The following is a 26,581-nucleotide window of genomic DNA, read 5'->3' on the forward strand; positions in this document are numbered from 1 at the left end:
CCGAGGCGTCTGGGGGGACTTCCTTCTACGGAGGGGTGATGCCCACCCGCTCCAACGCGAAGTCGATGAGGAAGCCCTCGAGCAGCTCGCTCTCGCGCTCGGTCAGGTCCATGAAGGCGAAGGAGGCGCGGTGCTTGTCGGCGCGCTGGAACTGGGACACCACGCGCACCCGGCCCGCCAGCGTCGAGCCGTCCGGCAGGTACAGCAGCGCGCTGGGCCGCTCCTTCACGTCCACCGCGTGCGGCAGCGTCACCGAGAAGCCTCCGGCCGAGATGTCCAACGTGTTCGTCCACACGTTGCCGTAGGCCATCTGCAGCTCCACGGGCAGCTGGTGCGCCACGCGGTAATGGCGCCGGGCCTCGGCTCCGTCGAGCATCAGCCCCTGGGCGTTCAAGAGGGCTCGCGCGAACTGCTCGCGCTTGGCCAGGTAGTCCTGGCGTTCGGACTCCCCCAGCTTCCCCTGCCGCGCCCTCGTGTGGAGCGCGCGGAATTCATCAATGAACTGGATCACGCCCATGGTGTCGCTCCTGTGTCCTGGTTCTTACTGGGATTTTCGCGATCCCGCCATCAGGGAGTGGGCATCGGCCCCCGCTTCCCAGCCCATCCGACGGCGGCGATCAGGCGTCCCTGAAAGTCGCCGCCATGCCTGTCCTACCCGGGTGGGTCCTTGTGGGAGACGGAATGGAAGGCAACTCATCACTGGCCGTACGATAACCGGGGCGCCGGGGCGGCCGGAACCCGGGGTGTGTGGTTTCTCTCGGGGTGCGTCCCGGCTCTCTCCGGGAGAGGAGGGGAAGGGTCTACACTGATGCCCTCTCTGCTCCAGGAGGGTTCTCATGAGGAACGGGTGGGTGCTGCTGGCCGGGCTCTCCCTCGTGGTGGGCGCTTGCGGTCATGTGTCTGGGGTGGAGCGGGGGGCGCCAGCCCACGGCGTGGGTGCCGAGTGCAACACCGCCGCCGCGCGTATCCAGGCGCTGATCGCGCAGGGCCGGTTGGCCGAGGCCGAGGCGCTCATCGCCGAGTCCACTGCCGCGGGTCTGATTTCCAGGCCGCACGCCACCCAACTGCTGACGCGTATCGCCCAGCTGAACACGAAGCTGGGGGAGATTCCCGCGCGTCTCCAGCGGGCTAAGGATTTCCCCTCACAGCTCAAGGACCACACGCTGTATCAAATCGAGAAGATGATGGCGGACAGAGACTTCAGCCTCGCGACGAAGGCCCAACTGCAGGAGGCCGCCAAGCTCATCAAGGAGCAGCCGCGCCTCATGGATAAGCTCTGAGGCTCCCATGACACACCCCAGTCTCGACGAGATGATCGCCCGGATGCGGGCGGCCCGGGAGGCCGGCTCGGCCAATGAGGCGAGTCCGGAGCAGCTTCAGCGGCTCCGAGAGCTGGCTCGGGATTGTCCCGCGTTCACGCCCAACCTGTTGGAGCTCGCGCGGCTGTTGCGGTTGACCGATGAGCCCGAGGTCGAGATGGAGCAGGCACTCGAGGAGATCCAGGGACTGCTGGAGAAGGCCGTGCAGGCCTCCGGCCGGAGTGCACCGGCGCTGCTGGAGCTCGCTCATTTCGTCGACGTCTTCCGCGATTCGCCCAAGTTGGCGGAGGCGCTCTTCGAGGAGAGTGTGGCGAGCGCCCTGCGTGCCCTGGAGGGTTCATGGGCCGGGCTCATCGACTTCTGGGCCATGGAGCGGACGAAGGACACGCTGGAGAAGGCCCTGAAGCTCAGCGAGCTGGCGGAGCGGGTCTTCCCGGAGTCCACCAGCATCTTCAATGCCGTCCAGGACACGAGGGAGAAGGCCGCCCAGGAGGGCCTCCTCCCCCGGAACGAGGGCTGATTACGGTGCCGCGGGCCCGGCGTACTCCGGGGAACTCCGCCCCGCTATGCGGGGAGCCGTGGGCCGTGCCGCGCCGATGACGATGGGCGGCTCGATGAGCTCCGGGGGGGTGGCGTCCTTGTCATCGGCCACCCACTCCGGATCCCTCGCCGTCTCTCCCCGCTTCCAGTTGCGAGGCACCCGCCTCAGTCCAATCGGGTAGAGCCACAGGCGCCCCTCCCGGTCGATGCGCAGCCGCAGGAAGTTCTTCCAGTCCGGAATGGTCAGCGAGGAGAACGCCTCGTTGGCGTGCGCCTCGAAGCCGTTGAGCGAGACGAGCAGGTAGACGCCCATGAGCGTCGGCCCCAGCAGGAAGCCTCCGGCGAAGACGAGCAACGCTCCGAGCATTTCCTGCGGAACGCTCCCGAGCGGCAGCAACTCGCCCGTGAGCGCGAAGGCCCCCCAGAAGACGAAGAGCGACGCGGCCAGGTGCGCGACTCCGTGCAGCACCCCCACCACCCAGCGTCCCCGGCCGAAGCGCGCATCCGCCAGCCCCACCATCCCCAGCACCAGCATCACCGAGAGCAACAGCACCCCCGGGTTGACGAGCGCCGCTCCCAGCACCCTCGACAGCTTCCACGCCACCGTGCCGCCCTCGCTCAGGTCCGCCACCTGCATCCACGCCAACAGCAGGTACAGCAGCCCGGTGAGCACGCCGAAGCTCGGGTTGTGCCCGAGGAATCCCAGGTTGCGCCAGCACAGCCGCCGGGACTCCTCTTTCGACGGGAACGTCTTGCGCGCGGTGAAGCCGTCCGGCAGCGAGGCCTCCTTGCGCGGCACGTGCGTCGGGTGCAGGAAGGCCCCGCCTCCGCCCGCGATGATCTTCTGCCGTCCCTCCTCGTTCGCGTGCCGCCGGTAATGGTGGATGTCTCCCGTCAGGAAGACGCTCACCTTCTTGCCCAGCACCTGCTGCTCGAGGAAGTCCAGGTTGTTGTCCAGGTACGTGCGCTCCCCCGGCGGGCGCACCTGCCCCACCAGCCACGCCGGCTCCGCCAGGCAGAGGATGATGCGGTCCTCCTCCTTCATGTGCTTCGCCAGCTCCTGGAAGTACTGCACCTGCGGCTCGTCGATGTCCGACTCGAGCTGCATGTCCGTGCCGAGCAGCCACCAGCCGTGCGGTAGTTTCACCGCGAAGTAGCTGCGCCGCTGGTGCGTGTGCCACCCCGCAGGCCGCCGGCCCTGACAGAACAGCCGCATGAACGACACCAGCCCGTCATACCAATCATGGTTGCCGGGAACCGCGAACAGGTGCGGTGCCGGCCCCTGCCCCCGCATCGCCGCCTCCCACGGACGCACCGTGCGCTCCTCGTACTCCTTCACGCTCGCCTCCGGGTACACCTCGTCCCCTCCGAATACGAGCACCTCGCCCCGGCGCGTCTCGTAGGCCGTGCCCGTCTCGTCCCTCAGCGTCAGCGCCGGCCTCGACACCGTCTGCGCCACCGCGTACGTGGAGTCCCAGCCGTCTCCCAGGTCCGCCACGTAGTCCAACCACAGCTCCTCCCGCGGCTGCCCCGCCTCGTCCACCGAGAAGTCACTCGGCTCCACCTTCGGGGCCGCCAGCGCATCGAGCAGCCGGCGATCCGCCTGCTCCCCGATGGTGGTGGAGATGGTGGAGCGCACCCCCGCCTTGAGGAGCACGAATGGATCGAACCAGCGCACCATCTTCCGGCCCTGGGGCCGCTCGGGCGGCCCGCCTGGAGCTCGCTGGGGGGCGGTGAGGGTTTCTGTACCCGAGGCCATGGCTCTTCCTCCGTGTGAACGGGAGGGGACACGCGAGAGCGGCACGGCACGGGGGCTGCTTCAAGCCTGTGCGGCGTTGCTTCCCGGTACAAGAGAACTCGAGAATCCGGGCCCGGGTGTCGGGTTTCCCGCACGGTGTGGGACTCGCCGGGGGAGCGCCTCGTCCCGTCCCCGCTCCGTCCGGTCCTTCTTCCGACAAACGTGCGCTTCCGCCTCCCCGAGGGGTTGCCTCCCCGCCGCGGCCCGACACATTGATACCGGTCGCCACATCCCGCGTGGCAGGGGGTCCACCATGAACGAGTCCTCTTCGCGGCCTGGCCTGGAGCGGACGCTGCGGGCGCTCGCCTCCGCGGCCCGCCCTCATGCCTCCGAGTCGGAGGAGTATGCCGTCATCGCGCTCGCCGCCCGCGCCCTTCTCTTCCTCCACTCCCGCGACGAGCTCGAGGACTTCTACGGCTGGCTCGAATCCCGTGAGGCCGGTGGTTCCTCCTCGGGCCCCGTGCAGACGTTTCCCTCCATGAACGAGGCCCTCGGGTGGCTCGAGCTCCAACCCGAGGCCGCCCATGGCTCCCTCGTCGAGGTGGAGCATGAGACGTATGTGATTGCCCTGGGGCCCACCGGCTCCTTCGTGCTCGTGCGCACGGTGACCCACCACGAACCCGTGGGGGCTTGAGTACCGGGGGAACCCGGGGCCCTCGATACCCTCACCCCGTCCCTCTCCCGGGGGGAGAGGGGAGAGTGGGGGAGTGTGGCTACAGGGACGGGTGGGAGGCCTTCTTCTGGAGGCTCGTGCTCGCCGTGGGCAGCGTGAAGGTGAAGGTGCTTCCCTTCCCCCACTGGCTCTCCGCCCAGATGCGGCCGCCGTGCGCCTCGACGATTCCCTTCGCGATGTACAGCCCCAGCCCCGTTCCCCGGCTCTCCGCGTCCTTCTCCTGCCAGTAACGCTCGAAGACGTGCGGCAACGCCTCGGGCCGGATGCCCGTCCCCGTGTCCCTCACCCACAACTGCACCTCGCCCCGGTGCACCCGCGCCCCCGCCGTCAACACCCCTCCGTCCGGCGTGAACTTCAACGCGTTGCCCAGCAGGTTTCCCATCACCTGCAACACCCGCGTCCGGTCGCACTTCACCTGCATGTCGTCGTCCGGCAGCTCCGCCGCCACCCTCAGCCCCCGCACCTCCGCCAACGGCCTCACGCTCTCCAGCGCCTCCGTCACCAGCGACGACACGTGCTGCTCCGAGGGCTCCAGCGGCAGTCCGCCCGCTTCGATCCGCCCCCAGTCCAGCAGGTCCGAGATGAGCCGCCCCATCCGGTCCGCTGCCGCCTGGATGCGGCCCGCCTGCTTCAGCACCGGCTCGCTCCCCGGTTTGCCCTGCGCTCCCCGCACCAGCAGCGCCGAGGCCAGCTGCACCACTCCCAGCGGGTTCTTCAGATCGTGGCTCACCACCGCCAACAGATCCTCGCGCGCCCGTGTCGCCCGCCTCGACTCGCCGAAGAGCCTCGCGTTGTCGATGGCGAGGCTCGCCCGCACGCACAGGTCCTCCGCCAGGGCCAGGTCGTTCGGGCCGTAGCGCCGCCCCGAGGCCGAGGACACGAATGTCACCGCCCCCAGCGTGTGCCCTCGCGCCTTCAGCGGGATGATCATGTACGAGCGCGCCTGCAACCGGCTCAGCAGCGCCGGGTGCTCCGGCTCCGACGCCGCCGCGCGCAACAACGAGTCCGTCACCGCCGGCACCAGCTCCGGCTCACCCGTGTGCAGCACCCGCAGCACGCCCACCGGCGCCTCGCGCCGCTCGAAGCGCCTCGTCAGCCCCCGCGCCTGCTCGAACTGTGTCGGGTCCAGGTGCGCCACCGCCACCCGCGACACCCACGCGCCCTGCTCCACCGCGTCCACCAGACACCAGTCCGCCAGGTCCGGCACCGCCAGGTGCGCCAGCAGCGTGTACATGCCCTGCGGATCCGGCGGGTGCGCGAAGAGCGTCGTCATCGCCTGGTACAGGAAGGACTGCCGGCGCTCGGCGGCCTCCACCTCCGCGCGGGCCGCCTGCTCCAGCGCCAGGGCCCGTGCATGCACGGCCTCGGCCTCGGTGAGCGGACGCACCGTCACCAGCACCCGCACCGGGCCGTTCGCCTCCCGCATGGGGGTGAAACAGAAGCGGTGGGGCCGGGGGCCGTGCTCGCCCAACCACGTGCCGTCCACCGAGTGTTGCGCTCCCGTGGCCATGGCCACCCCGCGCCCCGACTCCAGCAGGGCCCCTTCCTCGGGGCCCAGCGCCAGCCCGGCCCAGTGCTGGCCGAGCAACAGCTCCGATGGCATGCCCAGGACGCTCGCCCCCACGGTGCTGCACACGAGCACTCGTCCCGCCTCGTCCAGGAGGTAGGCCGGTTCTGGCAGGGCCTTGAAGGCCATCTCGAATCCAGAGGCGGAAAGACTCATCGCAGCGCCACAACCGGTGGCGGGGGGGACCTCTTCATTTCATACCACTGGGCACTCCGCTCCACCTTTTGGAGAGGGTGCTGGCGAGCGGCGTCCGGAAGGCGACGTTGCTCGGCCGTTCACCTCCACTTCTCACGCTCCTCCGCTCTCCCCCCCGGCGAGCTCCCGGAAACGCCGGGAGAAGTCACTCAGCGGCAGCACCTCGTGGGCGAGTCCCGCCGCCACGGCCACCCCCGGCATTCCATAGACGACGCTGGTCGCCTCGTCCTGGGCCATCACCCAGCCTCCCGCTTCGTGTACCTCCCGCAAACCGTCCAGGCCGTCCTGCCCCATCCCCGTGAGGACGACGGCCGCCAGCGAGGGCCCGAAAACCTGGGTCGCCGAGCGGAACATCCACGTGCCCGAGGGCCGGAAGCCTCCCACCGGGGCCGCGTTGGACACCTCCACCCGCCTGTCCGCCCTCACCCCGAGGTGCCGGTCATCCGGGGCGATGTAGACGACTCCCGGACGCAGGGCCTCGCCGTCCTCGGCCACCTTCACCTCCAGCTTGCAGACGCTGTCCAGCCAGGTGGCCAGGCCCTTGGCGAAGCCCAGGGCGATGTGCTGCACCACCAGGATGGGGAGCGGGAAGCCGGCGGGCAGCTCCGAGAGGATGCGGTGCAGGGCCGCGGGGCCTCCCGTGGACGCGGCGATGGCCAGCAGCGCGGACCGGCTCCGGCGCGCCGGCACCACGGGGACGCGTGGGGTGGGCCCCTCCTCGCGCGCGGGCCAGTGCCGGATGACCTTCACCTCGGCCATGGCCTTCAGCGTGTCGCGCAGCCGGCGGGCCTCCGTCTCGAAGTCCAGCGCCTGCGGGCCCACCAGCTTCTGCAGCACCGCCAGCGCCCCGGCGCGCAGCGCGGCCATGGACGTCTGGATGTCGCGCTCCACCAGCGTGGACACCACCACCACCGGCGTGGGCACCTCCGTCATGATGCGCCGGGTGGCCTCCAGCCCATCCATGTTCGGCATCTGGATGTCCATGGTGACCAGATTCGGGCGCAGGCGGCGGGTGAGCTCCAGCGCCTCCACGCCATCCTTCGCCTCGCCCACCACCTCGAAGGCGGGGTCGGCCCGTAGGATTTCCACCAGCAGGCGCCGGGCGGTGGGGGAGTCTTCGGCGACGACGACGCGGAGCTTGTCGGGCTTCATAGGAGCTGCCTCAGGGTCTCCAGCAGGTGGGTTTGATCGAACGCACTCTTCACCAGATAGGCGCTGGCGCCCACCTGGAGGCCACGGGCCTTGTCCTCGGGCCGGGAGCGCGCGGTGACGAGGACGACGGGCAGCCGGCCAAAGCGCTGCGAGCCACGCACCGCCTCGGTGAGGGCGAAGCCGTCCATGCGCGGCATCTCCACGTCCGAGACGACGGCGTCCGCCCCCTCCGCCAGCAGCCGCTCCCAGGCCTCCTGCCCGTCCGCGCAGGCCAGTACCTCGTAGCCGGCGGCTTCGAGGATGCTCTGCTCCAGGGCGCGGGTGGTCATCGAGTCGTCGGCGAGCAGCACGCGCCTGCGGGCCTTCTTCTCCACGGGGGCGGGGAAGAGGCCGGCGTGGGCGGTGCGGCCCTCGGCGGCGCGCACCAGGGAGGCGGCGTTGAGCAGCGGGGCCATGCGTCCGTCCGGCAGCACCGCCACGCCCGAGACATGGCGCGCCCGGCGGATGCGCGAGCCCAGGCCCCGGACGAGCACCTCCTGCTCCGCCACCACCTCATCCACCACCAGCGCGGCGCGCAGCTCGCCCGCGCTCAGCACCATGGCGCCCGGGCGTGGCCGGGGGGCACTGGCCTCCAGGCCCAGCACCGCCGTCAGCGTGGCCAGCGGCACCAGCGCCCCGGGCGCGGCCCACATCTGCCGGCCCTCCACCACGCGCACGTCTCCGGGGCCCAGCCGCAGCAGGCGCTCCACGCTCTCGCCCGCCACCGCGAAGGTCTGCCTGCCCGCCGTCACCAGCAGCACCCGCAGCGTGCTCAGCGTCAGGGGCACGTCCAGGGTGAAGCGCGTGCCCTGGCCCGGAACGAAGGACACGTCCACGCTGCCCCGCATCCCCTCCACCTGCGCGCGCACCACGTCCAACCCCACCCCGCGCCCGGACATGGACGTCACCGCCTCGGCCGTGGACAGGCCCGGCATGAAGATGAGCCGCGCGTCCCCGGCGTCCTGCAGCACCGGCAGCCCGCGCGCCCGCGCCCGCTCGCGGATGCTGGCCATGTCCAGCCCCCGCCCATCATCCTCCACCACCACCTGCACCCGGCCCCCGCGCAGCCGCGCGGACAGCGTCACCCGGCCCTCCTCGGGCTTTCCCGCATCGCGCCGCGCCGTGGGCGTCTCCAACCCGTGCGCCACCGCGTTGCGCACCAGGTGCAGCAGCGGCTCGCGCAGGCCCTGCAGCAGCGAGCGGTCCAGCTCCAACGCGCCTCCCCGCACCTCCACCCGGGCCTGCTTGCCCGAGGCGAGCGCCAGGTCCCTCGCGTTGCGCTCCAACCCCGCGCAGGCCTCGGCGAAGGGCAGCGTGCGCGCGCGCCGCACCTCCTCGTCCAGGCCGCCCGTGGCCTGCAGCAGCGTGCGCCGGTCCGCCGCGAGCGCCCGGCCGAGCTGCGCCAGCCTTGCCTCCAGCCGCCGCGCCACCGCCTCGTCCGTGCCCCTCAGCCGCAGGCGCAGGTGGTACAGCTCCTCGTGCACCGCCTCCACCCACTCCACCCGGCCCTCCATGCGCAGGCCCGCCACGCGCAGCTCGCCACTGCGGGCCAGCAGTGCGTCCAGCTTCTGGGCGGACACGCGCACCGGCAGGCCCTCCAGGCCAGGGGCGGGCGCATCCATGGTGGGCGGTGATGCCTCGGGCGCGGGCGTGTCCGGTGGCTCGGGAGCGGCCGGGGCCGTGGGGCGGAGGGAGCCGGGAGCGCGGGCCGCCTCCTCCAACCGGGGCAGCAGGGCCTCCAAGGGCGAGCCCTTCAGCTCCTGTTTCAGCGCCAGCCGCCGCCCCGCGTCGTCCAGCGCGTCCACGGCGGTGAAGCACACCTCCATCAGCTCCGGGGTGGTGTGCTCCCGTTGCTGCACCACCAGCAGCACCTCTTCCAGCCGGTGGCAGGCCGTCTCGATGAGGGACTCGCTCACCGCCCGCGAGGCCCCCTTCACGCTGTGCACCGTGCGCAGCAATGACGTCATCAGCTCGCCGAAGCGCGCGGGCGAGGCCGCCTTCTCCAGCGCGAGCAGGTCCCGGTTGAGCGCCGCCACGTGTCCCTCGAGTTCCTCGAGGAAGGTGGCCATCAGCGCCTGGGCGAGCCTGTCCCGGTCCATCGTCATGCGGCGCGCCCGTACTCGCTCAGCAGGCCCTTGAGCTTCTGGCCCATGGCGTTGAGGTCCTGCACCGCGCGCTCCGTCTGCCGGATGCTGGTGAGCGTCTGCTGCGTGGCCTGGCTCACGTCCCGCATCGCCTGGCGGATCTGCCCGGTGCCGGTGGCCTGCTGGCTGGCCGACGCCGAAATCTGCGCCGCCGTGAGCGAGGCCTGCGCGAGCAACTCGCTGAGCGTCTGGATGTGGGTGCCCGCTTGCGTCACCACCCGGGTGGCCGAGGCCACGCTCTTGGTGCCCTCCTCCGTCGTCATCACCGCGCCCTGGGTGGCCTTCTGAATCTGTCCCAGAATCTGCCGCACCTGGGTGGTGGCCTTCTTGGACTGGTCGGCCAGGGCCTTCACCTCGGCGGCCACCACCGCGAAGCCCCGCCCGTGCTCACCCGCGCGGCTGGCCTCGATGGAGGCGTTGAGCGCCAGCATGTGCGTCTGCTCGGAGATGTCGTTGACGGTGGTGATGATGTCGCCAATGGCCTGCGCCTGCTCGGCCAGGGCGAGAATCCGCGAGGCGATGGACTCCACCTGCTCGCGCACGGTGGTCATGGAGGCGATGGTCTCGTCCACCGCGCGCCGGCCGTTCTTGCCCACCTCCTCCGAGTGACGCGCCGACTCGCTCACCGCGCGCGCCCGGCCCGCGGCCTCCTCGGACATCTGGACGATCTCCTCCACGGTGCTCACCGTCTCCGCCACCGCGCTGCCCTGCTCCTGGGCACCGGCCACCTGCTCCGTGGTGCTGGCGAGGATTTCCGCCGTGGTGCCCGCGAGCTGATTGACGAACTCGGCCACCGTCCGCAGCGTGTGCTCGCGCTCCCCGGCCTGCTTCGACAGCTGCGCCTCGGCCTGCTGGCGGCGCTCGGACATGGCGTTGAAGGCCCGCGCGAGCTCTCCCGTCTCGTCATCGTTGTGCACCTCGATGCGGTGGGCGAAGTTGCCGCGGCCGATCTGATCGGCGCCCTTCACCAGCTTGTCCAGCGGGCCGGTGATGGTGCGGGTGATGAGGATGCTGCCCAGGCTGACGACGAGCAGCCCCAGCAGCGTGCCCAGTCCCAGCACCACCATGCTGCGCTGGGAGCTGTTCCGGGCCTCCTTCTCGAAGGCGATCCATTGATCATCCTCGATGGTCACCATCTCGGTGATGGCCGCGCGGATCTGCTCCATGAGCGCCTTGCCCCGGTCCGTCTGGATGACCTCCAGGGCGGGGTTGAGGCCGCGTTGCTGGCGCACGCGGATGATCTCCGCCATCTCGGCGAGCTTTTCGCGGATGAGGGGCTCGACCCGGTTCAGCCGGGCCAGTTGCTCGGGGTCGTCGGCCAGGTCCGAGCGCAGCCGGGCAATCTGCGAGTCCAGTGTCTGGATGGCCCGTTGGTAGGGCTCCAGGTAGCGCTCCTCGCCGGTGAGGACGTAGCCACGCTGGCCCGTCTCGGCATCCAGAATCAGCATGCGCACCTCGCGGACGCTGCGGGCTTGATCCCGGCTCTCCACCAGCCCCCCGGTGGTCTGCACCAGTTGCTGGGCGCCCTGGAAGGCCACCAGCGCGATGGCCAGCAGCACCAGCAGGGACAGTCCGAAGCCGAGGGCGATCTTCTTCCCGATGCTCATGCAGTCCTTTCCTCGGAGAAGTCGAAGAAGAGGCGACCATCCCTCAGCAGGGCCTCTCCCTCCAGAACGATGATGCCCTCCCGGCTGATGCCGGACACGAGTGTCCGCTCCTGCGCGCCGAGGGCGGCCGGGGGCGCCAGGAGGGTGTCACGGGCGAGCAGGCGCACCTCCTCGATGGTATCGGCGCGCAGGCCCAGCTCCGGGCGGCCCGGGCCCACCACGAGCACGGGCCCGTGGGTGGTGGGGGCGGCCCGGCCGAAGAGGGGCGCGAGCTCCGCCACCGCGAGCACCTCGCCGTGCAGCAGGGTGAGGCCGCGCAGCGTCTCCGGCGCGCCGGGCAGGGGGACGAGCTGCTCCGGGGAGCGCAGCACCTCCAGGACGAAGCGTGTCTCCAGGGCGTAGTCCTGCTCGCCGGAGCGGAAGTGCACCAGCTCCAGCAGGGGGCCCGTCTGGGTGTGCCGCTCCAGGGGCCGGGCCAGTGCCCGGGCGCGCTCGTCGAGCAGCTCCGCCTCACGGGCGGGGTCGGCCGTGGAGGCGGCCTCGGTGGCGGCGGCGAGCCGTTTCAACCGCCTGTAGGCCGCGGCCCAGTCCGGCCCGTCCCCCTTCGCCTCATCGCCTCCCGTCATTCACGGACCTCCTCGCGGGCCTTCTCCAACCGGGTGCGCTCCGCCCGGGCCACTTCCGCCAGGTGGCCGGCGCGCTCGCCATCGCCCAGGGGTACCAGGGTCTCCGGCGGGAGCGAAGCGCACAATGACTCGGCGGTGTGGAAGGAGCGCCGGGCCCCGGCGGTGTCGCCCTGGCGCCGGAGGATGTGGCCCAGCATGAGGTGGGCCACGGCCAGCGAGGGCTCGAGGTAGAGGGCCTGCCGCGCGGCGCGCTCGGACTCCGGGAGCCGGCCGAGCCCCAGCAGCAGCATGGCCTCCAGGTAGCGAAGCTCCGCGGCGAGCGGGTGGCGCAGGGCGGCCTCGGCACAGCGACGCACGGCGGCCAGTGGATCCAGGTTGCCCAGGGCGCGGACCGCCACCGCCTCGGCTTCCGCGTCCTCCGGGTGTGCTCCGGCCAGCCGCACCGCCTCGCGCCAGTCTCCGGCCTCGAGGGCCCGCCTCGCTTCCGCCAGCTCCGGGCGGGCCGTGGGCGGCGGCGCGGGCACGGGGGCGGCGGGCACGGGAGGCGTGACGGCCACGGGCGGCGGCGCGGGAGGCGGCACCCGCGGTGGGAGGGGAGGAAGCGGCGCGGGCGGAGGGACGGTGGGAAAGGAGCGCAGGGGGGCCTCGCCCGCGGCGGGCCGGTGGTAGACGATGCCCCAGTCGGTGAGGATCGTCTCGAAAGGGGCGTAGGTGCCGAGCGGGGGGTCCGAGGGGCCGGTGATGAGGAAGCCGCCGTCGGCGAGCGAGGCGTGGAGCCGCTGGGCCACCGCCTCGATGGTGGCGCGGTTGAAGTAGATGAGGACGTTGCGGCAGAAGATGACGTCCATGCCCCAGATGCCGTGGGCCTGGGACGGCCAGGTGTCGTCGGCGAGGTTGAGGTAGTCGAAGTGGACGCGGGCGCGCACCTGGGCATCGAGCGTGTAGCGCTTGCCCTCCAGGTGCAGGAAGGGCCGCATGCGGCTGGCCTCGGTGCCGCGCAGGGACCACTCGCCGTAGCGGGCCACCTGGGCCCGGGCGAGCGCCGCGCGCGACACGTCCGTGGCCCGCACCTCCATCTTCTCTCCGTAGCCCTCCTCCACGAGGAGCACCGCCAGCGAGTAGGGCTCCTCGCCCGAGGCGCAGCCGGCGCTCCACACGCGCGCCACGTGGGTGGGGCCCCGGCGGCGCTGCACCTCGGGCAGCACCTGGTGGCGCACGAACTGGAAGTGCTCCGGGTTGCGGAAGAAGTACGTCTCCCCGATGGTGAGCTCCACCAGCAGGTCATCCAGCAGGGCGGTGTCCGCCTCGAGCTGGGCGAGGTAGGCGGGGAAGCCGGACAGGCCCGCGCGGGCCATGGCCCGGTCGATGCCCTCCATGGCGGCGGCGGGACAACTGGGCGGCAGCAGGCCGGCGCGTGCGGCGACGAGGTCGATGACGGCGAGGTAGCCGGGGTGCCTCCAGGCCTGGGTGCTGTCACCGCTCACCGGGGGGCTCCCTCCCTCGCGAGCGCCTCGTCCAATTCGAGCGCCTCCGCCTCGGAGAGGAAGGTGCGCAGGTCATGCAGGAGCACGAGCCCATCCGGCAGCTTGAGGGCACCGGCCACGTAGCCCACGCCCGGCAACTCCCGGGGGGACGCATCGAGCTGTCCCGTCTCCAGGGAGAGCAGGCCCTCGGCCCGGTCCACCCGCAGGGCGACGGAGCGGGGGCCGGCCCGGGCCACCACCAGGTGGTCCGTGGAGGAGAGCGGGCGGGCGGGCAGGCGGAAGCGGCGGCGCATGTCCAGGACGGGGAGCAGCTCGCCGCGCAGGTTGAGCAGCCCTTCCACCACGGCGGGGGCGCGGGGCAGGGGGGTGAGTCGCACAGCGCGTACCAGCTCGCGCACATCATCCATGGGCAAGGCGTAGCGGTGCCCTTCCAGCAGGAAGAGGAGGACCTCGCGGGGGGGTTGCGTCACCATGCGTCTCCCAAGGGTGCGCAGTGTAGGCACAGACCGCCCGCCGTGGCCGCCCGCGTGTGGGGCGGCGGGGAGACTTGACGTCTGGTGGACGTCGTGGGGGGCCAGCCCCATCTATGCGCTGTGACACGGCCCCGGGCGGGGAGTGTCACGGCGGGATGTGACGCTCCGGAGGGGGGTTGCCCGGTGGCGTGCTCGCACGGCGCGGAGGAGGGGGACGGCCGGAAATGCTGGCCGCCCTGGGAGGGAGCTTCCCGTACCGGGGTCCGGGTGGCGCTCCCGCGAGGGGGGGCTGCTCCATCTTGAGGGCATGGCGGAGCATCCAACACCGCTGGAAACACACGGGCACCTCTCCCTCCACGAATTCATCCGGAGCCACCGCTCCCACATCCTGGAGGACTGGGAGCGGGCGGTGCGTCAGCTGCCCTGTACCCGGGGCCTGCCCTACCCGCGGCTGGGGACCCACCTGCCGGTGCTGCTCGAGCGCATGGCGGAGATGATGGAGGCGCGCCACCACGGGACGCCGGGCGGGCAGGCGGAGACCCCGGAGCTGGATGCGTTGGACAGGTTGGACCTGGGCTACGACCTGGAGGAGGTGTCGGGGGAGTACTCGGCCCTGCGGGACAGCATCCTGCGGCTGTACACCGGGCACCTGGAGCAGCGCGCGGCGCACGAGCTGGCCGTGGTGCTGGGAGAGCTGGCGTACTTCCACCGGACCTTCGACGCGCTGATGGCGGCGGCCGTCGCGCGCCATGCCCGGGCGCGTGAGCGGACCTTCCAGGTGCTCGAGCGCATCTCCCAGTCGGCGCGGGGGACGGAGGACCTGGACATCTTCCTGCCGAAGCTGCTGCGGGTGATGTTGGAGGCCACCACGGCGGTGGACTCGGTGACGCTGCTGCTGCGGGAGGGGGACGTGCTGCGGGCGCGTGCCTCGGTGGGGCTGGAGGAGATGGTGACCTCCGGCTTCTTCGTGCACGTGGGCGAGGGCTTCGGTGGGCGCATCGCCGCCGAGCGGCGGCCGATGGCACTGCGCTCGGCGGCCACGTCTCCGCAGGTGAAGTCGGGGGCGTTCCGGCGGCAGGGAACGCGGGGCCTGTATGGGATTCCGCTAATGCAGGGAGAGGAGGCGCTGGGCGTGGCGTTGATGGGCAGCCGCACGGCGTTCGACTTCTCCAACGAGGACAAGCTCCTCTTCGGCTCCATGGTGAGCCGGGCCACGGCGCTCATCCTCCAGGCGCAGCTGGCGGCGCGCGAGCGCCAGGCGCGGGAGCAGGCGGAGCAGGCGTTGGAGCGGCTGCGGGAGCAGGAGTCGCGGACGGCCCGGTTGCAGGAGGTGACGGCGGCGTTGTCGGAGGCGCTCACCACCTCGGAGGTGGCGCACGTGGTGGTGGCGAAGGCGGTGCGGGCGCTGGGGGCCGCGGGCGGTTCGTTGGGGCTGCTGTCGGAGGATGGGCAGTGGTTCGACATGCTGGAGACGACGGGCTACGCGGAGGCGGAGACGCGGGACTGGAAGCACTTCCCGGCGGACCTGCCCGTCATGTACGGCGACGTGGTGCGCACGGGCGCTCCGCTCTTCTACGAGTCACTGGAGTCCGTGCTGGCCGACTATCCGCACTGGCGGGGCCACCCCGAGGTGGAGGAGTACGGGGCCTTCGTATGCCTGCCGCTGACGGTGGAGGGCCGGGTGATGGGGGCGATTGGCCTGTCCTTCCGCCGGCGCCACCCGTTTCCGGCGGACGAGCGGGTGTGGATGGAGGTGGTGGCGGGCCAGTGCGCGCAGGCGCTGGAGCGCGGGCGCCTCTACGACGCGGAGCGGCGGGCGCGCACGGGGGCCCAGGAGGCGCTCTCGCGGCTGGACGCCATCATGGAGACGGTGCCGGTGGGGCTGGGCTTCTGGGACACGGAGCTGCGCTACGTGCGGCTCAACGAGCACCTGGCGCGGATGAATGGCCCTTCCGCGCGGGAGCACATGGGGAAGAGCATCCGCGAGGTGTTGCCGAAGATCGCGGATCAGGTGGAGCCGGTGCTGCACCAGGTGGTGGAGACGGGCCAGCCGGTGATGGACGTGGAGGTGGGGGGAGAGACGCCCGCGCGGCCGGGGGTGAAGCGGTACTGGCTGGCCAGCTACTACCCGGTGCGGGACGCGGACGGCTCCATCACGGGGTTGGGCGTGGCGGTGATGGACATCTCGGAGCAGAAACGCGCGGAGGAGCACCTGCGCCGGACGGCGGAGTTCCGCGAGCGCTTCATGAGCATCGTCTCGCACGACCTGCGCAATCCGCTCAATGCGATATTGCTATCGGCCAACGCGCTGCTGCGCTCGGAGGACCTGGGGGAGCGGCACGTGAAGGGCGCGCGCCGCATCATCGCCAGCGCCGAGCGGATGAAGCGGATGATTTCGGACCTGTTGGACTTCGCGAGGGGAAGGCTGGGGGGAGGCATTCCCATCAGTCCGCGGCCGGTGGAGCTGACGGCGCTGTGCCGCGAGGTGGTGGAGGAGTTGGAGGCGGGACGGCCGGGGAGGGAGGTGGACCTGGAGGTGGAGGGAAACCTGCAGGGCGAGTGGGACGCGGACCGGCTCTCGCAATTGCTCATCAACCTGGGGAAGAACGCGCTGGACTACAGCCCGGAGGAGTCGCGGGTGCGCTTCTCGCTATGCGGCGAGGGGGAGCTCGTGCGGCTGGAGGTGCACAACGAGGGAGCGCCGATCCCCGCCGAGCGGCTCGGGTCCATCTTCGAGCCGTTCCGGCGGTTCGGGGAGGAGCAGTCACCGACCTCGACGTCGGGATTGGGGTTGGGGCTCTACATCGTGGAGCAGATTGTGCGGGCGCATGGGGGGAGTGTGTCGGTGCGCTCCACGGAGGAGGAGGGCACGACGTTCACGGTGCGGCTGCCCCGGCATCCGGCGGGGATGGGGGCGGGGGCGCACTGAGGGGCGTGCCTGGTGCCCCGCGCGGCCTCAATTCGCGAGCGTCGCGGCCCGGTCCGAGTTCTCGCGTGGCAGTTTCGCGGTGAAGGTGGTGCCATCGCCGGCGTGCGACTCGGCGCCCAGCGAGCCGCCGTGAGCCAGGATGATCTGCTGCACGATGTAGAGCCCGAGCCCCAGTCCGCCGCCGTGGTGGGCGCTCTCGCGGGTGCCGCGGCGGAAGGGCTCGAAGAGCTCGGGCAGCACGTCCTCGGGGATGGGCGCGCCCTGGTTGTGCACCGAGAGCACCACCTCGCTGGCCGCCCGTCCGTCCACGGTGACGCGGATGGGGGAACCCTCGGGGCTGTACTGCAAGGCATTGCCCACCAGATTCGAAACGACCTGGGACAGCCTTCCCGCGTCCCACTCGCCCAACCCCTGCCCGAGGACCCGCAGTGACAACCTCGAGCCGGGATGCGACGTCTCCAATTCCTCCAGCGCTTCGCGGCAGATGACGGACAGGTCCGCCAGGCACGGGTCCACCGGCATCCCTCCGCCCAGCCGGCTGCGGGTGAAGTCCAGCAACTCGGAGATCATCCGCGCCATGCGGTCCGCGCTCGAGGCGATGCGCCGCACGGCCTTCAGCTCGCGCTCGGGGAAGGCCTCGGACACCAGCAGCACGCGGGCGGACAGCGTGATGGCATTGAGCGGATTGCGCAGGTCATGCCCGACGATGCCGAGGAAACGCTCACGGAACTCGGCGGTGCTGCGCAGCCTCTCCAGCGCATTGGCGCGTTGCTGCTCCAGGGCCAGGCGCTCCGTCTCATCGCGGGCGGTGAGCACGGCGCCCACGAGCGTTCCATCCGGCCGGCGCAGGGGCGAGGCGGTACCGCACAGCGTGCGCACCGAGCCATCCGGCCGCTTCACCAGCCAGCGGGCGTTGTTCATCGGCCTGCCCTCGAGGGCCCGGTAGAGCGGCGTCTCCCCCAATGGCAGGGGATGCCCCTCCAGCGTGAGCAGTCCAAAGGCCGCGGCCCATTCCGGGGCGGACACCTGCTGGCGGGTGACGCCGTGCTGGCGCTCGGCCTCGGCGTTGAAGAGCTGGATGACGCCCTTCGCATCCGTCACCACCACGGCATCGCCACTCTGCTCGATGACGAGGTCCAACAGGGCCTGCCGCTCCTCCACGGCGCGGTGGGCGGCATGCTCGCGCTCGAGCATCGCGGTCCGCTCCGACTCGGCCCGCACGCGCTGCCGGAGCGCGCGCACCAGGAACACCCCCAGGGCCACGGCCACCACCACCGTCCCGAGGAACCCCAGGGCGAGCATCCCCAGCGCCCGCTCCGAGTCCGCCCGTGCCTGATGGCGTGTCTTCCAGTAGCGCTCGCGCTCGTGGTCGGCCAGCGCGTTCAGGGTCTTCTCCATGTCCATGCGGACGGGCTGCAACTCCGCCAGCAGCCGGGGGCCCGAGGCGGGGCCCTCCTTCCGCCGCGTGGCGATGAGGTGGTCCATCACGGCGCGGGCCCGGTCCCGGGTCACCACGAAGTGCTCCACCAGCTGGTGCTCCTCGGGCGTCCTGGGCTCCTGGCGGGTGAGCTGCCCGACGACGGTGCCGAAGTGCTCGCGGGCCCGCACCAGTGCGTCCAGGCGGGGTGCGTCCTCCAGCAGGAGGAAGTCGCTCGCCTGGTGCATGAAGTGGGTGTGGGCCGTTACCAGCTCCTGGGTGAGGACCACGTCCTCCATATATCCGTTGAGCAACTGGTCCTGGGACCGCAGCGCCGAGTGCAGGACGGCGAGCGAGCTGGCGCCCAGCAGGACGGCCAGCAGGGCGACGAAGAGGAAACCGGCGGCGGCTTTTCTCATCGGCCGGAACAACGCCCGGGCCACCCGAATCGTGCCATGGGGGAGGGGACCCCGGGGGCCATGACGCTTGCTCGCCTGGAGAGCTGCAACTCCGGAGGCTTCCAGGCATCGTAGGGCCGCCATGGTACGTCACGTCATTGTCGTGGGAGCGGGGCCCGGAGGATTGTCGGCGGCGATCAACCTCGCGGGGTTGGGGCTGAAGGTCACGGTGGTGGAGAAGGACGCGGTGCCCGGAGGGCGGATGAAGGGGCTCACCCTGGGCGAGCACGGCGAGTACGCCGTGGACACGGGGCCCTCCATCCTGCAACTGCCCGGGGTGCTGGAGCGCATCTTCGAGCGCGCGGGCAAGCGCATCTCCGACTACGTGAAGCTGGTACCGCTGGACACCAACACCCGGGTGCACTTCTGGGACGGCACCTACCTGGACACCACGCGGGACGCGGCGCGCATGGAGCGCGAGGTGTCGAAGTTCGGCCCGGACAAGGCCCCCGCCCTGCGCCGCTGGCTGGAGGAGAGCCGGGAGAAGTACCCGCTGGCCTATGAGAAGTTCATGGCCACCCACGCCGACAGCCTCGCCTACTATGCGCCCTGGCGGCTGATGGCCACGCTGCGCTTCAAGCCCTGGCAGACGCTCTACAAGCACCTGGACGGCTTCTTCCACGACGACCGCATCAGCTATGCGCTCTCCTACCCCTCCAAGTACCTGGGGCTGCACCCCACCACGTGCTCCTCGGTGTTCAGCGTCATCCCCTACCTGGAGCTGGCCTTCGGGGTGTGGCACGTGGAGGGCGGCTTCCGGGCCCTGTCGCGCGGGATGATGAAGTGCGCCGAGGACCTGGGCGCCACCTTCCGCCTGGGCACGGCGGTGGAGCAGGTGCTGGTGGAGTACGGCCGGGCGGCGGGCGTGCGGCTGGCCAATGGCGAGCGGCTGGAGGCGGACGCGGTGGTGGTGAACGCGGACCTGCCCTACGCGGCCCAGAAGCTCGTCCCCTCCGAGGCCCGTGCCGGCACGCGGCTGACGGACGCGGCGCTGGAGAAGGCCAGCTACTCGTGCAGCACCTTCATGGCCTACTACGGGCTGGACCGCGTCTACGACGAGCTGCCCCACCACCTCATCTACCTGTCCGAGAGCGCGCGGCGCACGGACCGGGAGGCCCTGGAGGACCAGAAGGTGGACGTGGACGACCCGCCCTTCTACGTCTGCAACCCCACCGTCACGGACAAGAGCGGGGCGCCCGCGGGCCACTCCACCCTGTACGTGCTGGTGCCCACGCCCAACACCTCGCGGGATGTGGACTGGGCGGCCACGGAGCGCACGCTGCGCGAGCGGATTCCGGCCATGCTGGAGAAGGTGGGCATCCAGGGGGTGCGCCAGCACCTCCGCGCCGAGCGCTACTTCACCGCCGAGACGTGGCGGGACGACTTCAACGTCTTCCGGGGGGCCGTCTTCAACTTGTCCCACACCTGGACACAGTTGGGGCCCCTGCGCCCCCATGTGAAGAGCCCCAGCGTCGAGGGGCTCTACTGGGTAGGGGGTGGGACGCACCCGGGCAGCGGGCTGCTCACCATCATGGAGAGCGCCAACATCGCGGCGGACTACCTCTCCCGGGAGGCGGGCAAGGGGCCCCTGGGCGGCTGGCCTTATGTGCCGCCGGTCGAAGGGCATTCGACCGAGCCCCGTGCACGTGTGGGCTGAGGTCATCAGGAATACGTGGTAGGACTCGGAGCCTTCCGACCTGCGAACGATGAACGAAGCGCTCCAAGTCCTTCTGGCCGATGGTGTGATTGACGAGGTGGTGGGCCGCCTCAAGAGTGGCAAGGAGGCGGACGTGTACCTTGTCCGCCACAAAGGCGAGGTGGTTGCCGCCAAGATCTACAAGGAGCGCGAGCACCGCAACTTCCGCAACAACTCGGGCTACCGGGAGGGCCGGCAGGTGCGCAACAGCCGCACGGCGCGGGCCATCGCCAAGGGGAGCCGCTTCGGGGTGCAGGCCGCCGAGGACGCGTGGAAGACGGCCGAGGCGGATGCCCTGGGCAAGCTGCACACGGCCGGCGTGTGCGTGCCCAGGCCGGTGATGTTCTACGAGGGCGTGCTGTTGATGGAGCTGGTGCTGGACCTCGAGGGCCACCCGGCGCCGCGGTTGGAGGAGGCGGCGCTGACGGCCGAGGAGGCCTCGGCGCTGTACTTCGACCTGCGCAACCAGGCCATCCGGATGCTGTGCTGCGACCTCATCCACGGGGACCTGTCGGCCTTCAACATCCTGCTGGGCAACCGCGGGGCCACCATCATCGACTTCCCGCAGGTGGTGGACGCGGCGGCCAACAGCCAGGCCGAGTTCTTCTTCAAGCGCGACGTGGAGAACCTGCGCCGCTACTTCGAGTCGACGGACCCGAGCCTGCGGGCGCGGGCCGGGGACGCGCAGGAAATCTGGCGGACGTACCTCAAGCGCGAGCTGACGCCGGACTACGTGCCCACGGGGCGCTTCCAGGGCGATGGGCCGCGCCGCTTCTCCGGTGGGCCGCGCAACGGCGACAACCGCTTCAACAATGGACCGCCTCGGGGAGACCGCCCCCAGGGAGACCGGCCTCCGCGTCAGGATCGTCCCCAGGGCGAGCGCTTCCCGAGAGGGAACGGTGACGGCTCGCGTCCGTGGCGCGAGCAGGGCGCGAGCTCCCCGGAGCAGCAGGGCCCCCGGGAGATGCGTCCCCAGGGAGACCGGCCTCCGCGCAACGACCGCCCCATGGGAGACCGCCCGCCCCGGAACGACCGTCCGCCGCGCGGAGATCGTCCCCAGGGAGACCGTCCGCCACGCGGAGACCGTCCCCAGGGAGACAGGCCTCCGCGCAATGACCGTCCCCAGGGCGAGCGCTTCCCGCGAGGAGACCGCGCGCGGGGCGATCGTTTCCCGCGTGGGAACGGTGAAGGACAGCGTCAGTGGGGAGAGCAGGGCGCGAGGCCCTCGGAGCAGCAGCCGGGGCCTCAGGGCCCGCGGGGGCGTCCTCCGGAGCGGAGGAGCGATCGGCCCGATCGGGGGCCGCGTCAGCCTCGGAGCGGTGGCGGTGGTCCGGCGGTGACCTACGTGCAGAAGGCGCCGGCCGTCCCTTCCGCTTCGCCGTCGAAGCCGGAAGACGAGTCCTAGCCGTTAGCGGTAGCGCTCCTGCTGGGGCTCGGGCTGGCACGCCACCTCGAGGAAGGTGGTGCTGCGTCCGGAGACGAGCACCCACAGACAGCGCAGCAGGCAGGTGGCTCCGAACTCCCGGTAGATGAGGCCCAGGTTCTCGAGTACCTCGCGTCCGGTGATGACTCCCCGCATGCCACACCCCCTCGGATGGACTTCGCGAGGGGCCTACTGCAAAGGCTTTGCCGAGCCATCCCTGTCGAAATGACAGGGTTTGTCGGCGGTTGGACGAGCCAAGTCCCCCGTCTTCCGTTGGGAGATTTACGCCCACCTGCGCCGAGGTGTGACGACCGGGCGGGAAGGCTGGAGTTCCTACAGGCGGCCTGTGGAAAGGTTGACGGGCGCTCGGGGATGATGGGCCCGCCGTCCAATCCTTGTCCCACGTAGGAGTCCCCATGCGTCGCACCGCCCTCGCCGTTGCCGTGGCCTTCGTCCTCGGTGGTTTCTCCCAGCGCGCCTTCGCCGAGAAGCAGCCCAAGATGGAGGAGGCGCTCGTCCACCTGCGCTATGCGCTGGCCGCGCTCAAGACCGCCTCCCACGACAAGGGCGGCCACCGCGCCAAGGCCGTCGAGCTCACCGAGAAGGCCCTGGACGAGGTGAACAAGGGCATCGCCTTCGACAACAAGCGCTGACGTCAGCCAGCGCCAGGGAACCTCGCGGCGGGCCCCTCGCTCCCGGTCTTGACGCCTCGCGTCAGGCCGGTGGGGCGGGGCCCGCTCGGGTCAAACCGGTGATCCAGGAAAGTGTCGGACGGGCGCAACTGGAAACCTACAAGGTCGATAATCGTAAATAGGCAGGTTCCCGTACATCCCCCGCCCCGGGCGTACCCCAGGCGCGCGCCGCACCCCCGCGAGGTTGCTCCATGTCGATCAAGAAGACGGACGGCTCCACCTACGTTCCGAAGCCGAAGCCGCCCGAGCCGAAGCCTGTCGAGACGAAGGCGAAGCCGAACACGACGGCGCAGACGGCGAACCAGGGTGGCACGACGCGGACGGCGGGCAACCAGGTCCGGCGGCAGCAGGCGCGGGACGGGTTCGATGGTGGCAAGGCGCCCACCTCGACGGCGCGCGGCCAGACGGCGGAGAAGCTGGGCTCCACCACTGCGCCCGCGGGGACCCCGCCCAACGCGGCGGCGGACAAGGGCGCGCTGGCGAAGATCGGCCTGACGCAGGAGGACCTCAAGAAGGCGGGTGAGGCGGCGCGTCCGCACCTGGAGAAGGCCGTGCAGTCGGTGGCGGGTGGCCACCCGGAGCAGGCGCTGGAGCACCTGCGCAACGCGGCGCTGGCCTCGCCCGAGGTGGCGCAGAAGGCCATCCGTGGCCTGGCGCAGAACCTGCCCGAGGGTCCGGCCAAGACGCTGCTGACGGATGAGAAGGTGGCCAAGGAGCTGGTCACCAACAACGAGCTGCACGCCTCCATCGGCAAGCTCATCCAGAACCCCGGCGACACGGGCGCCGTGCGCGAGCTGCTCAACAACGCCCCCGCGCGTGACGCGGTGCTGGGCGCGCTGGGCAATGATCCGCAGATCAAGGAGCAGCTGGCCAGGGTCGGCCTGGAGCCCAAGGACCTGGTCGAGGCGGGCGCGGCCGCGCCGAAGCTCTGGGACGCCGCCGAGAAGATCAAGGCGGGCGATGTGAAGGGCGGTCTGGCGGACATCCAGGCGGCGGTCGAGGCCGCGCCGGGACTTGCCGCCAAGATTGGCGAGAAGCTCGAGAAGCTCCTGCCGCAGAGCGTGAAGGATCAGTTCGCCAAGCTGGGGATTACGCCGGAGCAGATCCGCACGGCGGGCCCGGCGCTGCCGCACCTCTACGAGGCGGCGGACGCGGCGTCCAAGCAGGACTGGGGCACGGCGTTCAACGCGCTGAAGGAGGCGGCCATCGCCGCCCCGGACCTCACCACGCAGGCCATGAAGGGCCTGGCACAGCAGCTCCCGGCCAACCTGGGCGCGGTGAAGACGCTGCTGACGGACGACAAGTTCCTCAAGGAAGTCGTCACCAACCGCGACCTGCACGGCCAGGTGGGCAAGCTGTTCGACGAGTCCACGCGCATGGAGGGCCTGCGCGGGCTGCTCAACAACGACAAGGTGCGTGACACGGCGCTCACCGCGCTGGGCAACGACCCGAAGGTCAAGGAGCAGCTGGCCCGGATTGGCCTGGAGCCCAAGGACCTCGTCGATGCCGGCAAGGCCGCGCCGAAGCTCCTGGACGCCGCCGAGAAGATCAAGGCCGGCGATGTGAAGGGCGGTCTGGAGGACATCCAGAAGGCCGTGGAGGCCGCGCCCGGGCTGGCCGCCAAGATTGGCGACAAGCTGCTGAAGATCCTCCCGCAGGGCGTGAAGGATCAGTTCGCCAAGCTGGGCATCACCGAGCAGCAGATCCGCTCGGCGGGTCCGGCGCTGCCGCACCTCTATGAGGCGGCGGATGCGGCCTCGAAGCAGGACTGGGGCAAGGCCTTCAACTCGTTGAAGGAGGCGGCCATCGCCGCCCCGGACCTCACCACGCAGGCCATGAAGGGCCTGGCGCAGCAGCTGCCGCCGCAGCTGGGCGCGGTGAAGACGCTGCTGACGGACGAGAAGTTCCTCAAGGAGGTCGTCACCAACCGCGACCTGCACTCGCAGGTGGGCAAGCTCTTCGACGAGTCCACCCGGATGGAGGGACTGCGCGGGCTGCTCAACAACGACAAGGTGCGTGACACGGCGCTCACGGCGCTGGGCAACGACCCCAAGGTCAAGGAGCAGCTGGCCAAGATTGGCCTGGAGCCCAAGGACCTGGTCGAGGCCGGCCGCGCCGCGCCGAAGCTCTTCGACGCCTTCGACAAGATCCAGAAGGGCGACGTGAAGGGCGGTCTGGAGGACCTCCAGGCGGCGGTGCAGGCCGCGCCGGGGCTGGCCGCGAAGATTGGCAACAAGCTGGTGGACGCGCTGCCGCAGGGCGTGAAGGACCAGTTCGCGAAGCTGGGCATCACCGAGCAGCAGATCCGCACGGCGGGCCCGGCGCTGCCGCACCTGTTCGAGGCGGCGGACGCGGCCTCCAAGCAGGACTGGGGCAAGGCCTTCAACGCGCTGAAGGAGGCGGCGATCTCCGCGCCGGACCTCACCACGCAGGCGCTCAAGGGGCTCGCGCAGCAGCTGCCGGCCAACCTGGGCCCGGTGAAGACGCTGCTGACGGACGAGAAGTTCCTCAAGGAGCTCGTCACCAACCGCGACCTGCACTCGCAGGTGGGCAAGCTCTTCAATGACTCCACGCGGCTCGAGGGCCTGCGCGGGCTGCTCGGCAACGACGCGGCGCGCGACACGGCGCTCACGGCGCTGAGCAACGACCCCAAGGTCCAGGAGATGCTGACCAAGGCGGGCCTGACGCAGCAGGATCTGCTGCAGGCCGGCAAGGCGGCGCCGCACCTGTTCGACGCGGTGAAGGCCTTCTCCGAGGGGAAGATCGACGAGGGCATCACCGCGCTGGGCTCGGCGGCCGAGGCGGCGCCGGAGCTGCTGAACAAGATTGGCGAGAAGCTGATCAACAAGCTGCCCGAGGGCCTGCGCAAGAACATCACCGACCTGGGGATTACGCCGTCCGAGCTCATCCAGGCGGGCCGCGCGCTGCCGGACCTGCTCAAGGCGGGCCAGGCGCTGGGCCAGGGTGACTTCCAGCAGGCGCTCTCGAGCCTGCAGTCCGCGGCGGGCAAGATGCCGCCGTCCATCATCGAGAAGGCCATCACCACGACGGCCGGGAAGCTCCCGGACGAGGGCTTCGGCGGCGTGGTGAAGTCGATGCTCACGGACAAGGACTTCGTGCACCAGCTGGTGGCGAACCCGGACGTGCACGCGGCGTTCGAGAAGATGATGTCGGGAGACCTGGTGCAGGGCACCAAGGATCTGCTGACCAACCCTCAGCTGGCGGCGGCGGCGGGCAACGCGCTCGCGAAGAACACGCAGCTGATGGACAAGCTGAAGCCCTTCGGCATCGAGAGCGGCGCGGACATCGCGGCGCTGGGCGGTGCGGTGTTCGACGTGATGGAGGCGGGCAAGCAGATCGCGGAGGGCAAGCCGGGCGACGCGCTGAAGTCGCTGGGCCAGGCGCTGGCGGATGTGCCGCCGGAGCTGCGCGGGCGCATGGCGGGCAAGCTGGCCGAGAAGCTGGGCGCGCCGGAGTGGGCCAAGGACACGATCGTCGCGGCGGCGAGCCTGCTGGGCAACGACGAGGTGGGCAAGGCGCTGGGCGACGCGTTCGGGGCGCTCAAGAACGGGGACATCGGCGGCTTCGTGAAGGGGCTGGCCACCACGGGCAAGACGATCGCCCAGACGGCACCGGAGGCGGCCAAGGCGTTCCTCAACTCGCTGTCGCACATCCCGGGCAGCCTCGGCGAGCTGTTCGCGGACCGCGAGCTGAACGAGGCGATGGTGGACTCGGGCGCGGTGACGAACCTGTTCGAGGCGGCGGAGAAGCTGTCCACGGGCGACATCGGCGGGGCGCTGAGGGAGATCGCCGAGGCGGGTGGCGCGCTGCTGACGCAGGGTGACCACTTCGAGGTGGCGGGCCAGGAGCTGCCGTTCGGGCGTCAGGGCATCGAGAACATGACGCGGCTGTTCGGCCGGTTCGTGGACGCGCTGCCGGACGAGCTGAAGGAGAAGATCGCCAAGGAGTCGGCGAAGTTCGCGGCGAAGGCGGGCCTCAAGTCGGTGCCGCTGCTGGGCAACGTCATCAGCGCGGGCAGCGCGATTGGCAGCGCGAAGGACCTGTGGGACGAGCTGCAGAAGGATCCGAAGGACGGGCTCGACATCGCGCTGGCGGCCGGCCAGCTGGGTCTGGACGTGGCGGGAGCCATCCCGGGTCTGAACAGCATCACGGGCCCGTTGCAGATCGTGCTGGGCACGGCGAAGGTCATCAAGGGAGCGGCGGACCTGATCGGCGACGTGCGTCAGTTCCAGCAGAGCCTCGTCGGAGCCTGAGGAAGCCCAGCCCCAGGGAATCCCGGGTTGAGCCCGAGTCACCACCCCTCTCCCTCTGGGAGAGGGACAGGGTGA

At 70.9% G+C, this 26,581-nt stretch carries 19 protein-coding genes; 8 read left to right on the plus strand and 11 right to left on the minus strand.

Features of this window, described 5'->3' with window-relative positions:
• Positions 1-25: 25 nt before the first annotated feature.
• On the minus strand, positions 26-517 hold the full coding sequence (locus BO221_RS47165) for a PilZ domain-containing protein (protein ID WP_043405656.1): 492 nt from the start codon (positions 515-517) through the stop codon (positions 26-28).
• Between the two features lie 319 nt (positions 518-836).
• On the opposite strand from BO221_RS47165, the gene BO221_RS47170 reads away from it, so the two are divergent.
• Both BO221_RS47170 and BO221_RS47175 read left to right on the plus strand, forming a co-directional pair.
• Positions 837-1,280 carry a hypothetical protein gene (locus BO221_RS47170; RefSeq protein WP_073567506.1) on the plus strand — a complete coding sequence of 148 codons (444 nt, stop codon included), beginning with the start codon at positions 837-839 and terminating at the stop codon, positions 1,278-1,280.
• Positions 1,281-1,287: 7 nt separating this feature from the next.
• The gene (locus BO221_RS47175) at positions 1,288-1,839 is read left to right on the plus strand and encodes a hypothetical protein (RefSeq protein WP_073567507.1); all 552 of its coding nucleotides are present in this window, start codon (positions 1,288-1,290) and stop codon (positions 1,837-1,839) included.
• Here the strand turns inward: BO221_RS47175 and BO221_RS47180 are convergent, their stop codons facing one another.
• On the minus strand, positions 1,840-3,618 hold the full coding sequence (locus BO221_RS47180) for a metallophosphoesterase (RefSeq protein WP_233166578.1): 1,779 nt from the start codon (positions 3,616-3,618) through the stop codon (positions 1,840-1,842).
• 292 nt (positions 3,619-3,910) lie between these two features.
• On the opposite strand from BO221_RS47180, the gene BO221_RS47185 reads away from it, so the two are divergent.
• Positions 3,911-4,291, plus strand: a complete 381-nt coding sequence (locus tag BO221_RS47185) for a hypothetical protein (protein WP_073567509.1) — start codon at positions 3,911-3,913, stop codon at positions 4,289-4,291.
• A gap of 79 nt (positions 4,292-4,370) precedes the next feature.
• Here BO221_RS47185 and BO221_RS47190 read toward each other — a convergent pair whose 3' ends face one another.
• From BO221_RS47190 to BO221_RS47220, 7 genes are all read right to left on the minus strand, one after another.
• Positions 4,371-6,053 (minus strand): ATP-binding protein, encoded by a 1,683-nt coding sequence (locus BO221_RS47190; RefSeq protein WP_073567510.1) that lies wholly within the window; start codon positions 6,051-6,053, stop codon positions 4,371-4,373.
• 132 nt (positions 6,054-6,185) lie between these two features.
• Positions 6,186-7,244 (minus strand): chemotaxis-specific protein-glutamate methyltransferase CheB, encoded by a 1,059-nt coding sequence (cheB, locus tag BO221_RS47195; protein ID WP_073567511.1) that lies wholly within the window; start codon positions 7,242-7,244, stop codon positions 6,186-6,188.
• A complete protein-coding gene (locus BO221_RS47200; protein WP_073567512.1) occupies positions 7,241-9,382 on the minus strand; it encodes a response regulator in 2,142 nt (713 codons plus the stop codon). The genes cheB and BO221_RS47200 overlap by 4 nt, the downstream gene beginning before the upstream one ends.
• A gap of 2 nt (positions 9,383-9,384) precedes the next feature.
• Entirely contained in the window at positions 9,385-11,034 is a 1,650-nt protein-coding gene (locus BO221_RS47205; RefSeq protein WP_073567513.1) for a methyl-accepting chemotaxis protein, read from the minus strand.
• The gene (locus tag BO221_RS47210; RefSeq protein ID WP_073567514.1) at positions 11,031-11,660 is read right to left on the minus strand and encodes a chemotaxis protein CheW; all 630 of its coding nucleotides are present in this window, start codon (positions 11,658-11,660) and stop codon (positions 11,031-11,033) included. Before BO221_RS47210 ends, BO221_RS47205 begins: the two co-directional genes overlap by 4 nt.
• Positions 11,657-13,144, minus strand: coding sequence for a CheR family methyltransferase (locus tag BO221_RS47215; protein ID WP_073567515.1), 1,488 nt, complete (start codon positions 13,142-13,144; stop codon positions 11,657-11,659). The genes BO221_RS47210 and BO221_RS47215 overlap by 4 nt, the downstream gene beginning before the upstream one ends.
• Positions 13,141-13,617, minus strand: a complete 477-nt coding sequence (locus BO221_RS47220) for a chemotaxis protein CheW (RefSeq protein ID WP_369866201.1) — start codon at positions 13,615-13,617, stop codon at positions 13,141-13,143. The genes BO221_RS47215 and BO221_RS47220 overlap by 4 nt, the downstream gene beginning before the upstream one ends.
• 307 nt (positions 13,618-13,924) lie before the next feature.
• Here BO221_RS47220 and BO221_RS57180 point away from each other — a divergent pair, with 307 nt between their 5' ends.
• A complete protein-coding gene (locus BO221_RS57180) occupies positions 13,925-16,546 on the plus strand; it encodes a GAF domain-containing protein (protein WP_073567516.1) in 2,622 nt (873 codons plus the stop codon).
• A 27-nt stretch (positions 16,547-16,573) separates the two neighbouring features.
• Here the strand turns inward: BO221_RS57180 and BO221_RS47230 are convergent, their stop codons facing one another.
• Positions 16,574-18,382, minus strand: coding sequence for a PAS domain-containing sensor histidine kinase (locus tag BO221_RS47230; RefSeq protein WP_073567517.1), 1,809 nt, complete (start codon positions 18,380-18,382; stop codon positions 16,574-16,576).
• 121 nt (positions 18,383-18,503) lie between these two features.
• On the opposite strand from BO221_RS47230, the gene BO221_RS47235 reads away from it, so the two are divergent.
• Both BO221_RS47235 and BO221_RS47240 read left to right on the plus strand, forming a co-directional pair.
• Positions 18,504-20,078, plus strand: a complete 1,575-nt coding sequence (locus BO221_RS47235; protein ID WP_073567518.1) for an NAD(P)/FAD-dependent oxidoreductase — start codon at positions 18,504-18,506, stop codon at positions 20,076-20,078.
• A gap of 49 nt (positions 20,079-20,127) precedes the next feature.
• Positions 20,128-21,522, plus strand: a complete 1,395-nt coding sequence (locus BO221_RS47240) for an RIO1 family regulatory kinase/ATPase (RefSeq protein WP_073567519.1) — start codon at positions 20,128-20,130, stop codon at positions 21,520-21,522.
• A gap of 3 nt (positions 21,523-21,525) precedes the next feature.
• Here the strand turns inward: BO221_RS47240 and BO221_RS55720 are convergent, their stop codons facing one another.
• Entirely contained in the window at positions 21,526-21,696 is a 171-nt protein-coding gene (locus BO221_RS55720; protein WP_198956325.1) for a hypothetical protein, read from the minus strand.
• Between the two features lie 260 nt (positions 21,697-21,956).
• Between BO221_RS55720 and BO221_RS47245 the strand changes: the two genes are divergently transcribed.
• Together BO221_RS47245 and BO221_RS47250 are read left to right on the plus strand one after the other, a co-directional pair.
• The gene (locus BO221_RS47245) at positions 21,957-22,193 is read left to right on the plus strand and encodes a hypothetical protein (protein WP_073567520.1); all 237 of its coding nucleotides are present in this window, start codon (positions 21,957-21,959) and stop codon (positions 22,191-22,193) included.
• Positions 22,194-22,423: 230 nt separating this feature from the next.
• Entirely contained in the window at positions 22,424-26,506 is a 4,083-nt protein-coding gene (locus BO221_RS47250; protein WP_073567521.1) for a hypothetical protein, read from the plus strand.
• The last annotated feature ends 75 nt before the right edge of the window (positions 26,507-26,581 follow it).

It is taken from the genome of Archangium sp. Cb G35, assembly GCF_001896145.1.
GTDB classification, from domain to species: Bacteria; Myxococcota; Myxococcia; order Myxococcales; family Myxococcaceae; genus Archangium; species Archangium violaceum.